General features: G+C 43.2%; 8 protein-coding genes. 3 read left to right on the top strand and 5 right to left on the bottom strand.

The window, feature by feature from the left end; genetic code table 11:
• Nucleotides 1–7: 7 nt before the first annotated feature.
• Together AWV70_RS01910 and AWV70_RS01905 are read left to right on the top strand one after the other, a co-directional pair.
• Entirely contained in the window at nucleotides 8–1,603 is a 1,596-nt protein-coding gene (locus AWV70_RS01910) for an ABC transporter permease (RefSeq protein WP_082713417.1), read from the top strand.
• 139 nt (nucleotides 1,604–1,742) lie between these two features.
• Complete coding sequence (locus AWV70_RS01905) at nucleotides 1,743–2,933, top strand: DUF4317 domain-containing protein (protein ID WP_060203784.1); 1,191 nt, start codon at nucleotides 1,743–1,745, stop codon at nucleotides 2,931–2,933.
• 156 nt (nucleotides 2,934–3,089) lie between these two features.
• Here AWV70_RS01905 and AWV70_RS01900 read toward each other — a convergent pair whose 3' ends face one another.
• The 5 genes from AWV70_RS01900 to AWV70_RS01880 form a co-directional block, all read right to left on the bottom strand.
• On the bottom strand, nucleotides 3,090–3,755 hold the full coding sequence (locus AWV70_RS01900) for a VC0807 family protein (RefSeq protein ID WP_082713416.1): 666 nt from the start codon (nucleotides 3,753–3,755) through the stop codon (nucleotides 3,090–3,092).
• On the bottom strand, nucleotides 3,752–4,501 hold the full coding sequence (locus AWV70_RS01895; RefSeq protein ID WP_060203782.1) for a MerR family transcriptional regulator: 750 nt from the start codon (nucleotides 4,499–4,501) through the stop codon (nucleotides 3,752–3,754). Before AWV70_RS01895 ends, AWV70_RS01900 begins: the two co-directional genes overlap by 4 nt.
• Before the next feature lie 133 nt (nucleotides 4,502–4,634).
• Nucleotides 4,635–5,972, bottom strand: coding sequence for a CitMHS family transporter (locus AWV70_RS01890; protein WP_060203780.1), 1,338 nt, complete (start codon nucleotides 5,970–5,972; stop codon nucleotides 4,635–4,637).
• A gap of 216 nt (nucleotides 5,973–6,188) precedes the next feature.
• Nucleotides 6,189–6,896, bottom strand: a complete 708-nt coding sequence (locus AWV70_RS01885) for a response regulator (RefSeq protein ID WP_060203778.1) — start codon at nucleotides 6,894–6,896, stop codon at nucleotides 6,189–6,191.
• Nucleotides 6,889–8,544, bottom strand: a complete 1,656-nt coding sequence (locus AWV70_RS01880) for an ATP-binding protein (RefSeq protein ID WP_060203775.1) — start codon at nucleotides 8,542–8,544, stop codon at nucleotides 6,889–6,891. Before AWV70_RS01880 ends, AWV70_RS01885 begins: the two co-directional genes overlap by 8 nt.
• 168 nt (nucleotides 8,545–8,712) lie before the next feature.
• Between AWV70_RS01880 and AWV70_RS01875 the strand changes: the two genes are divergently transcribed.
• On the top strand, nucleotides 8,713–11,076 hold the full coding sequence (locus AWV70_RS01875; RefSeq protein WP_060203773.1) for a polyprenyl synthetase family protein: 2,364 nt from the start codon (nucleotides 8,713–8,715) through the stop codon (nucleotides 11,074–11,076).
• The last annotated feature ends 53 nt before the right edge of the window (nucleotides 11,077–11,129 follow it).

Below are 11,129 nucleotides of genomic sequence, written 5' to 3'. Positions count from 1 at the left end.
GGCAAAGCTGATTGTCCATAATTCGGGGAGACTCGCAAGGATGATGGTACGGCAAGATCGTATTCAAATTCCGGTGTGGATCCTTTCAATTTCCCTTCTTACACTGGTCGTCGCAAATGCATTTACGAATCTGTACCCGTCCGACCTCGAAAGGCAAGCGATTGCAGAAACGATGAAGAATCCTGCAATGATCGCGATGGTTGGTCAAGGGTACGGCCTATCCAATTATACAAACGGAGCGATGATGGCCCATCAAATGTTACTGTTCACGGCCATGGCTGTCGGGATCATGAGTATTTTACTTGTTACGAGACATACACGGGCAGATGAAGAAGACGGGCGTCTCGAAATGATTCGCTCTTTGCCTGTCGGACGTTTAGCTACGCTGCAAGCGACTATTGTCGTAGCGTTTGGAGTCAATATTTTATTGGCGCTTGTAACTGGATTTGGACTGTATGCGCTAAACATTGAAAGTATGGATTTGGAAGGTTCTCTTCTGTACGGTGCAGCATTAGGCGCAACAGGCATCGTTTTCTCCGCGATAACGGCGTTGTTTGCACAGCTAACGGAAAGTTCCCGGGGAACGATAGGGTTCTCGATTACTGTATTGCTCCTTTCCTATTTGATTCGTGCAATTGGCGATGTCAGTAATGAAACACTTTCTTGGTTTTCACCATTCGGCTGGATCTTAGGTACAGAAACCTATGTGAATAATAATTGGTGGCCGGTTTTATTGACAATCGGCGCTGCGCTAGTTGTGATTGCTATTTCCTGTTATTTAAATGCCATTCGTGACCTGGGGGCTGGATTCATCCCGGCAAGACCCGGAAGGAAACACGCCTCTTCCTTTTTACAGAGCCCCCTTGGTCTTGCGTTAAGACTTCAGCGTACAGGGTTCATTGCTTGGGCAATCGGGATGTTTATTCTTGGCGCGTCGTATGGTTCGGTTTTTGGTGATTTAGAGTCTTTTTTTGCTACTAATGAAATGATGGTAAAAATGTTTGCACAAGCAGAGGGATTTTCGTTAACAGAACAATTTTTATCGACGTTGATGAAAGTGATCGCAATGATCTGTACGATACCGCCTTTATTGGCTGTGTTTAAGCTTAAAGGGGAGGAGAAAAGGAATTTTACGGAGCATTTGTTAAGTCGATCTGTATCACGTTCGCGGTTGATGGGAAACTATTTGACGGTTTCTATAATAAGCGGATTCGTCATGCTTTCACTTGCATCCGTCGGTTTAGGTGCAGTCGCAATTTCGGTCATGGATGAGGTGATCCCTTTCGGCGTGTTCTTCCAATCTGCAATTGTGTATTTTCCTGCACTGTTGATCATGATTGGCATTGCAATGCTATTGATCGGATTTGCGCCAAAACTATCCGGATTCACATGGCTTTACTTGACCTATTCTTTCTTTGTTCTCTATTTAGGAGGGTTGCTTCAGTTTCCGGAATGGCTTGGTAAACTATCACCATTTGGTTATATTCCTGAACTACCTGTTGGGGATATGGATTTTATGAGCGTTTCAGTCCTTACGGTCATTGGGGCTCTGCTCATCGTTGCAGGGTTTATTGGGTATAGCAAAAGGGACATTTATGGTTAATTCGTGATGATCATAAACATTTGCCCTGCCAGGTTACGAATCATTGTTATAATAAAGGAGTGTCAAAAGCTGAGAGGGTGCTTTGGACGCTCTTTTTTGCGCGTTTGATAGAACAGATTAGCTGGGAGTTGAAATATAAATGAACAAGAAAGCCATTGCGGATTTTCGCAAACGTTTTAAGTTGGATACGGATTTATTGAATATCATTGATATTTACAATGTGTATATTCGGCAGGAGAACAATGAAATCTATCACGAGGTGAGTCAGCCATTTGCCCTGTTGGATCGGGAGCAGCAGGAATTATTCCTTGCCAATTTCAAAAAAGTGCTAGGCGGCAAACTGGATGTGAAGCTGTTTGAAGTGAAGTTCCGACGTCAAACGGAGGAGGAAACGAATCATACACAGCAGCTTTTATATGATGGTCTCCAGTCGGACAATGTAGAGGAATGGAAGGAGGAAATGCAAAAAGTCGCCCAAAAGATGGTGCAGGAAGTCCACTATGAAAAAGACATCGTCGTCACGTTCATCCGAGGGAATTATTACAAAGCGACGAAACGGCATAGTGAAGAAGCGGAAGTGGCGGATCGGGATGAAGTGTACAAGAATCCGTTCATCCTCTGTAGCATGAACCAGACCGATCTGCCGAAACAATCGCTAGTGTTTGATTTCAATGAAAAGAAGTTCAAGTCGCGTATAACACTTGACCCAGTCATCAACCTGACTTCACCGATCGGCGGGTTTTTATTCCCATGCTTTACGGATAACGCGGCAGACGTCAATCATGTCCTATACGCTGCGGGAAAGGCAAACAAGCCGAATTTCCATTTTATTGAGAATGTGTTGGATGGGGAGGAAATCATGACTGCCGAGGAAGACAAAGTTGTTTTTGAAGAAATTGTCAAATCGGTCGTCGGTGAGGAGATGGATACGCGAACCCTTGCTAGCGTGTATGATGAAATCCAACGCATGATGGAGGTTGACGACGAAGAGGAGGAAGAAGAAAGCACACCTACCTTGGATACGAAGGAAGTGACCCGCGTTCTCAAGGCGAGCGGCGTGGAAAATGTCGATACGGAAAAAGTGGAGATGGCCTTCCGAAAAGTGATTGATGATGACACGTACGAGATGAAAGCAAGCCATATCGTTCCAAGTTACACATCGAAATCCATCAAGATCGAAACGAAAGTGGCAAACATCGCTATCAGCCCGCAAGACTTGCGATTTGTAAGGCAAGTGAACGTCAATGGCAAGCGCTGCATACTGATTGAAGTGGAAGAGGACACGATGATTGAAGGATTTACATTGCTTTCGGAGGAAGATTTCGAATAACAGTCCGCCCCGGAAAGATATCAATCATTTCCCGGCATATATCGATCAGTTGGAGATGGATATTGATTATTTCCCGACATATATCGATCATTGACCAAGAGTTATTGTCGTTTTGGGACCTTTTGCCCACGGGATTGGCAGTAAGCAGATGCTGCATCATCGTGCACCATCTGCTTGTTCCGCTGGGGAGACCGGATTTTCGCTGTAATGTTCCTTAACGTAATGCTTTACTTTCGAGCCGATATAGAAATATCCCATTGCAATCAAGCCAGCAAAAAACCATCCGCTAATTTGCATGTAAATCAGCATGTGACCATAGCCGTGGACGCCGCCGTATGAATAAATGAGCCAGGCTTTTAAGGATGACTGGAATAGGCCTCTGATGAAAAGCAATCCTGTCATCATTTGATACCATTTGAAAATGCCTTTGCTAGAAAACAAAGCTTTGCTCTCCTCTCGTGGGTGGCCCTGCAAGTAGACAAAATCCACAGCGAAATAGAGTGCCAAAGGTTTCCGCAGCAACATGGATAGCAAGTATATGGCAGCATACCCATAGCCAAGATACACACTATTCCACAACAAGTTTTCCGCATTTCCCGAAAGCAGATTAATTGTCGTACTTAGGAAAAGCGAAAGAATGATAAAAATACCAGCAACGTTAAATTGTCGTTCTTGAATGAAGCGATAGATGGTATAAATGAAACCCGGGACAGTGGAAAGTAGTATTGCATAATAATCTCCGAATAGTTCGCGACCATAATTCCATAAGAGAAAAGGAATAATCATGTAAAAAACGAGGTCGAACACCATCAGCTTCTTCATATCGATAACTCTATGCCATTCGTGTCATTATAATGTTGAATCGCTTTCTCAATAAAATTGATAAGATCGTCTTGGAAAAATAAAAATCCAGTAACTTCCTGCTGTTTGTTCAAATTCCATACTTTATTCGCAAGTTCAAGATTACCTTTATACATAACATCCACGAGGGAAATCCATCGCTTCGCTAATTGCTGGGCGATTTCGCTCGCTGGACTTTCCTTGATATGGGCCCTGACATCTTTGAATAATGCCAATGCTGTTGCCGCCAATTCACTGTCATCTCCAAGCCTCGGAAAATGTTTTAATAGAGCTTGCTCTTCCGCGGAAAAATGTTGATTCCATATTTTTTTCAAAACCTCTTCATTATTCGGAGCGGTGTAGAACGTTCCAAATATTGATTTCCAGTCTGTTCTTCCTTCGATTTCAGTTAAAGCTAATAGAGAATTGATAGAGCTCTCCATCCTTATAAGTTTTTCTTGCTCCTCCTTTATCAACTTCAAACGCATTTCCAACAGGTTTCTGCTATTCAATTGCTTGCCATCTATTGCTTCTTGGATTGTATCGAGCGGCAATCCCAGATTCCGTAAGGTCAGTATATAATGGAGCTTCGACACGTCCTCTTCCGAGTAAAACCGATGACCATGTGCAGTTCTTTCAGCTGGTGGCAATAATCCGATTTCATCATAATAGCGCAATGTCCGCACTGAAATATTGCTGAGTTCTGCGAGTTTTCCAATTGAATACATGATTTCTCCACCTCCGTTACGTTGTATTCATTATAGGACCTTCCGTAACGTAAGGTGCAAGTGTTTTTTGAAAAATAAAAAAGGTATCGCCGCTGCCCAGTAAATTCCAGGAGTGGCCGATACCTTTTAACTTTTATATGATTATCACACCAAGTAAAACCGCAATGATTAATAAGAGAATACTCAATCCCCACATCATCATGAAGGAATAACGGATATGTTTCCCCATTTCCAATCCAGCAAGTCCGAGCGCCAACCAAAGCGCCGGTGATAAAGGACTGACAAATGTTCCGATAATGTTTCCGATGATCATCGCATAAGCCGTGGAAAGCGATGGAATGCCGAATGTAAGTGCAACCTGGTCAATAATCGGCAACAGGGCAAAATAGTAAGCATCTGTACTTAACAGCAAATCGAAAGGTACGCCGAACATACCGATAATGACATGCAAATACGGAGCGACGAATGCCGGTAAAACTGTCACAAGATCTGTAGCGATAGAGGTAAGCATTTCTGTACCGTTTAAGATTCCCAAGAAGGAACCAGCCGCCAAAATAATGGTCGCCATCATAATTCCGCCTGGCGCATGCACTTTAATGCGCTCCATTTGATCTTGAACTTTCGGGAAGTTGAGTGGTAATGCAATACTAACACCAATCATGAAGGCAAAACCTGCCGGAATAATGCCCCACACAAGAACACCGATGACAGCAATTGCGAGAAGGGCATTGATCCAAAGAAGTTTTGGACGCTTTACACTATTCTCTTCCGCAACAGCAGCCGCCAATTGTGCTCCAGCAATTACATCTTCAGATACTTCTTCTTCCGACGCCGCTTCGCCTAACGCCGCCTTTTTCGCAATCAAACGCTTCTCACGATAGCCTAAAGCAACGGCGATGAGGAGTAATAAAACGAGACCGATAATTTGAATTGGAATAAGCGGCCTCCAAAGCTCTGTCACATCCACATCCAATACAGAAGCCGTTCTTCCGAGCGGACCCGCCCACGGTACCATATTCATAATCGAGGCAGCCGTTCCGACAAGCATCAAGAGTAAATAGGGATTCATTTTCAAACGTTTGTACAAAGGCAGCAATGCCGGAATGGTAATGAGGAATGTCGACGCGCCGGAACCGTCCAAGTGTGCGATTGCAGCAATGACAACGGTTGCAACAGCAACTGCAATGACATTTCCACGGGAAATGGCAATCATCTTGTTAATCAGCGGGTCAAATAAACCGACGTCCTGCATGATTCCAAAAAATAAAATTGCAAAGATGAACATAATGGCAACACTTGCCACTTTAGTAGTTCCTTCCGTGAAAAACTGACCGATTTCATCGAAACCAAAGCCTGCAGCAAATGCTCCTGCAACTGGCACTAACACAAGACCGACAATGGGAGAAACTTTCCCGCTAATGAGTAGTGCTATGATTATGACAATTGTTATCAAACCTATAATACTTAGCATATTGTCTCCTTTCCAGTGAACCGGAGTGCACTTTTGAAAGAGAGAGGTATTCATTGTGTAAGCGGATACATACTTGATAAAAAAAACAAGCAACGCCTTTATAAAAAATAACCATCTCTATTTCAAAATATTCTATAGTTAGAAATTTATCATAGAGAGGCTATAAGGATAAGATTATGTAATTAAAAACACTATTGACTATTCTGATCGTTTTGTTCATTTTGTCCACGGTACATATTTTCGTTCCGGACGTCCAATATCCCCATATTTCAACTGGGCATCTGCTTCATTGATGGACACTAAGTATTCCAGATAACGCCTGGCGGTCGATCGGCTCACGCCTACTTTTTTTCCTGCGTCCAATGCTGCGATGCCGGATTCATCACTCTCGTGTAATATGACTTTTATTTTTTCCAATGTCAGGTGATCGATTCCTTTAGGTAATCTTTCATCATCGGTTTCTTTTGTTGGAGCGGAGAGCTGCAAGCCTGTCAGAAGGTCGATTTCTTCTTGCTTGAGCTCTGTCCTTGTCGTTAACAATTGCTTTTTGTTTCGGAAGCTCAATAGTGTCCTTTCGAATCGGTCAAAGTCCACTGGTTTCACGATATAATCGAAAATCCCGCCGCGCAGTGTTTCCGCAATGGTTTCCACTTCTTTTGCGGCTGTCATCATAATGACATCGATTTCAGTAAACTCGCTTCGCAACGTCCAAAATAAATTCAAACCTTGAACGTCTGGAATATAGACATCCAACAGAATGAGTTGTGGCAAAATGCTTGCGCTTTGTAAATAAGTGAGGGCGTCCTCACCTGTCTTCAAAGTTTCCGCCACGACAAATCCTTCCACACGATTGACAAATTGACGGTTGATGTCTGCAATCCGAAAATCATCTTCAACAATCAATACTTGAATCGGCTCAAGCATCCGATTCTCTCCCTTCTTTTGGTATAGATAGCACGAAGCTTGCGCCGCCAAGATCTCCTTCTTCCAAATAGATTTCTCCGTTGACTCCCTCGATCAATTGTTTTGTAAGTGCAAGGCCAAAACCGCCGTGTTCGCCTTTTTTTAATGTGAATCCTTGCTCGAAAACCAACCTCACATATAGATCGGGTACACCCTCGCCTGCATCGTCTATTTCAAAAATGATATCATTCCCGATATCGGTAAAAGAGATTTCTATTTTACGGTCAGCAGATGGTTTTTGATTCACTGCATCTATCGCATTATCCATCAAATTTCCGATGGCCGTCAATAATGCCTCCCTTTGCTTTTCGCTTAGGCGGGTTTCGAGTCTGCTATCCTCTTGGATCGCAATATCGATCCCAACCTCACTTGCCTGATTTAGTTTGCCAAGTAGAAGGCCGCTCACCTGTGGGTCGGACACTTTCTGGATGAGCAGACGGATCCAGCTTTTTTGAAGTGAACTTTCCAGTTGAATGTAGTGAATCGCCTCTTCCTTTTTACCGAGCTGTAATAAACCGAGGATTGTATAGAGCTTGTTTGAGAATTCATGTGTTTGGGCGCGTAGCGCATTCGTATATTGTTTAATCGACGTCAATTCTTTTGTCAATAAATCAATTTCGGTTTTATTCCGGAAAGTGAAAACGGTTCCTACCAACGAATTCTCAAAGTAGATAGGTGCTTTATTGGCAAACACGATTGTATTACCGATCATCATCTCTTGATCGATTCGATTATTTTCGTCATGAAGCAAACGGAGCAATTGCTGGGCGGGTGCTAGATCCTTGATTGCCATTCCTTCGTATTGTTCAGGTTGAATGACTTGATTGAACAATAGACGTTGCGCCGCAGAATTTAGCATCGTAATCATGCCATGTTGATTTACAGCGATAATGCCTTCATGCGTCGATTGAAGAATCGTTTCTTTTTGTATAAATAAATGTGCAATTTCCTCCGGTTCCAAACCGAACAATGTTTTTTTAAGATAAGATGCAATCAGAATAGCAATCATCACTGCAACAATAGCGACTGTGATCAAAACAATCCATAGGTGGATATTATAAGACGTTATGATGGATTGGATATCATTCACTAAATAACCGACCGATACGACACCCACAATTCTCCCGTCCAAATACACAGGGACTTTGGCGCGCACTGAGTCGCCCAATGACCCAGTTGCTTTGGAGACATATGATTCGCCGTATACCAACGCCTTTTCATTGTCTTCCCCGACCATTTTCTTTCCGATTTTGCTCGTGTCAGGATGCGCATACCGAATTTCTTCCGTATTGCCGACGACAATAAATTCGGCGTTTGTCGCTTTTTGGATAGGTGTGACAAGGGGATTGATAATGGATGCAGGATCTTCATGCCCGAATGCTTCGGCTAATTCAGGAATATATGCTACACTTTCCGCCACACTGAGCGCTTGATCCCCAACTTGAGCTTCCATCGTCACAGATATGAAATGACCAATAAAAAGCCCGATCACCGTGATTATCGCAATGATGAGGGTACCTACTAATAAAACCATTTTCATTTTGAAGCTAATCATAATAGTAGGTTGAAGATGAGGGTTTTTACTAGGTCTTTTATGTAGTTGAATCATATTCGTCGGCTCCTCACAATTCACTCCAATCTAATCATAATAGTAATTCCCGATAATATGTTAGTATTTGTTTTTAGAGCATTGTCGGGAAAAAAGTTTATTCCTTTGCATATAGTAGATTGATTCATTGCACGGATACTCAAAAACATGAAGTAGAGGTAATGTAGTATGAATGATAGGTTACAAAAGACGTATCGATTTGCCGAGAAGAAGGCTGCCGACTATCTTGCATCACTTTCCGGACAGCTCACGAACGAGATTTATGCTACTACCTTAACGAAAGATATTACTGCTTGGAAACAAAATCATATTCGTCAGTATTCATTTTTTTCGCGTGGAAAGGGAAAATCCAATCCACGAGGGTATTTCGGTTATATTCAATGGCTTGAATTCACAGGGAAACTGGATAATTATTTGGATCGGAGCATCTCCTATATTTTCCTGAGAGATTTGGGCAAATCCTTGCATTCACCGCATACGCAGAAGAGGATTCGGCATGTTGTGGCCGATTTAAAAAAGCATCTTCCACTTTCCGCTGCAATCGGCAATGGAGAGAAATCCGAGATGTTCAGCATGTCGGGGTTATACCGTTGGGCTCAGAAGGAAGGCGTGGAGTCGACGATGATTTGGCTGCTGAACAAACTGAAGACGGTTTCCGCCAATATTCCAGAGGGCATGAACGCAGAAGAAGCGAAGCGGAAGTTGATGAAGATCATTGCTGGAGTCATCTTGCATCAGATTGAAGAGATGGGCGATGAGGTGCCTGATGAAGAGCGCACGCGGAAATTGGATGAAGCGATGAGATTGGGCTATTCCTATGGTCTTACCTATCCTTTTATCGACGATCTTTTGGATTCGGATGTCTTATCCGAGGAAGAGAAGAAGCAGTATTCAAGTTTGATACGAACTACACTTGTAACAGGGTCCGTGCCCGAATTAGGGCAGTGGACCGATAAGAATAAAGAGTTGATACACTATATTCATTCTGAACTTCGTGACGCTTTTACGTATATTCAAGGTCATTTGCGACAAGAGGCAAATGACAATTTCTTCGAGCAATCCTATGTCTTTTTTCATTCCCAGGAAGTGGACCGTGAAAAGGATTTAGTGAACGCAAGTTATTCGAATGAAGAACTTTACATTCCGGTCATTTTAAAATCCGCTTCTTCCCGTTTGATTGTCCGTTCGGTGCTTAGTGCAGAAGAGGATGCCGGGTTTGACAACCGAACATTCTATTACGGCATTTACAATCAGCTGGCCGACGATTTCGCGGATATGTTTGATGACTTGGAGGCTGGCGCGGTCACTCCGTACACCTACTATATGAAATACCATCAAACGCGTCCGGATCTCATAAACCCATTTGAGTTGTATTGGACGGTCATCTCGAACTTGATTCATAACGTGTATCACTCGGATCCGAAGACATGTGAAGTGATGTTGAACCGTGCGATAAACGGTTTGAAACGCTTTAAAGAACGTATGGGAGACAAAAAATACAATGACGTGATGGAGTTATTTGCCACCGGAAACTCTAAATTCGATCAACTCATCCAAAAGATGGTCCGAAAAGCGGATGATGTTGAATTCTTTGATAAACTGCTCCGAGATCATATCATTGCCAATATGAAAGAAGAAGAGAAAGAGCGGGAAGCCTTTTTGGACACGGTTACAACCGTTCGTGGTCAGATTAACGACGCTTTACATATCCATGAGAACGATGATGCTTCTATTTGGGAAGATCCAATTATCGATGCTGCAAATTATAGCTTGCAAGGTGATGGAAAGCGGATTAGACCGATTGTTACATGGATTATGGGCGTACATGAATACGGATTGGATACGTCTGCGATCGTACCCTTACTGAAATCATTGGAATATATGCATACAGCGTCCCTCATTTTCGATGACTTGCCATCGCAAGACAATTCGTCTTTCCGAAGGGGGCGTCCTACGTTGCATCACATATATAATACGGCTGTGGCGGAATTAACCGGGCTTTATTTGACCCAGAAAGCGGTTCAGGAGCAAGCATCACTCGACCAGTTTGATCCGAAAGCCGTGCTCCGCTTAATCCAATATTCGGCTGGAAAGACAGCAGATATGTGTAAAGGCCAGGCGATGGACTTGAATTCCAAAGGCAAGCCATTGACATTGGAACAGTTAAATACAATGTGCTTTTACAAAACGGGTATAGCTTTCGAGGCATCCCTCGTCATGCCCGCAATTCTAGCGGGGAAGCAGGAAGAGGAACTGGAAGCTTTGAAGTCATTTGCCTATCATGCCGGCATCGCCTTTCAAATCAAGGATGACTTGCTCGACGTAGAAAGTGACTTGGCAACGCTTGGAAAGCCAGCCGGAAAGGATCTCGAAAACAATAACTCAACCTTCGTCTCAATCCTCGGCATTGACGGCGCCCGAAAAGCGATGTGGGACCACTACTGCACCGCAATGGAAACACTGCAACAGATGCAACACAAAACAACCTACCTGAAACACCTCTTACATTACATCATCAACCGGGACAATTGATAAATTTTCAGAATATTTTCGGTGCCTGTGCAGCAAACTATTCAGTTTATACA

It is taken from the genome of Sporosarcina koreensis (assembly GCF_001531445.1).
GTDB classification, from domain to species: Bacteria; Bacillota; Bacilli; order Bacillales_A; family Planococcaceae; genus Sporosarcina; species Sporosarcina koreensis_C.
Note: the sequence above shows the minus strand (reverse complement) of the source record. Positions and strands in the feature narration are given on the sequence as shown.

Bases quoted from the DNA above. Each gene is read 5' to 3' on its own strand.
- AWV70_RS01905 (WP_060203784.1), top strand. From the start codon at position 1,743: ATGAACAAGAAAGCCATTGCGGATTTTCGCAAACGTTTTAAGTTGGAT.
- AWV70_RS01900 (WP_082713416.1), bottom strand. From the start codon at position 3,755: ATGAAGAAGCTGATGGTGTTCGACCTCGTTTTTTACATGATTATTCCT.
- AWV70_RS01895 (WP_060203782.1), bottom strand. From the start codon at position 4,501: ATGTATTCAATTGGAAAACTCGCAGAACTCAGCAATATTTCAGTGCGG.
- AWV70_RS01890 (WP_060203780.1), bottom strand. From the start codon at position 5,972: ATGCTAAGTATTATAGGTTTGATAACAATTGTCATAATCATAGCACTA.
- AWV70_RS01885 (WP_060203778.1), bottom strand. From the start codon at position 6,896: ATGCTTGAGCCGATTCAAGTATTGATTGTTGAAGATGATTTTCGGATT.
- AWV70_RS01880 (WP_060203775.1), bottom strand. From the start codon at position 8,544: ATGATTCAACTACATAAAAGACCTAGTAAAAACCCTCATCTTCAACCT.
- AWV70_RS01875 (WP_060203773.1), top strand. From the start codon at position 8,713: ATGAATGATAGGTTACAAAAGACGTATCGATTTGCCGAGAAGAAGGCT.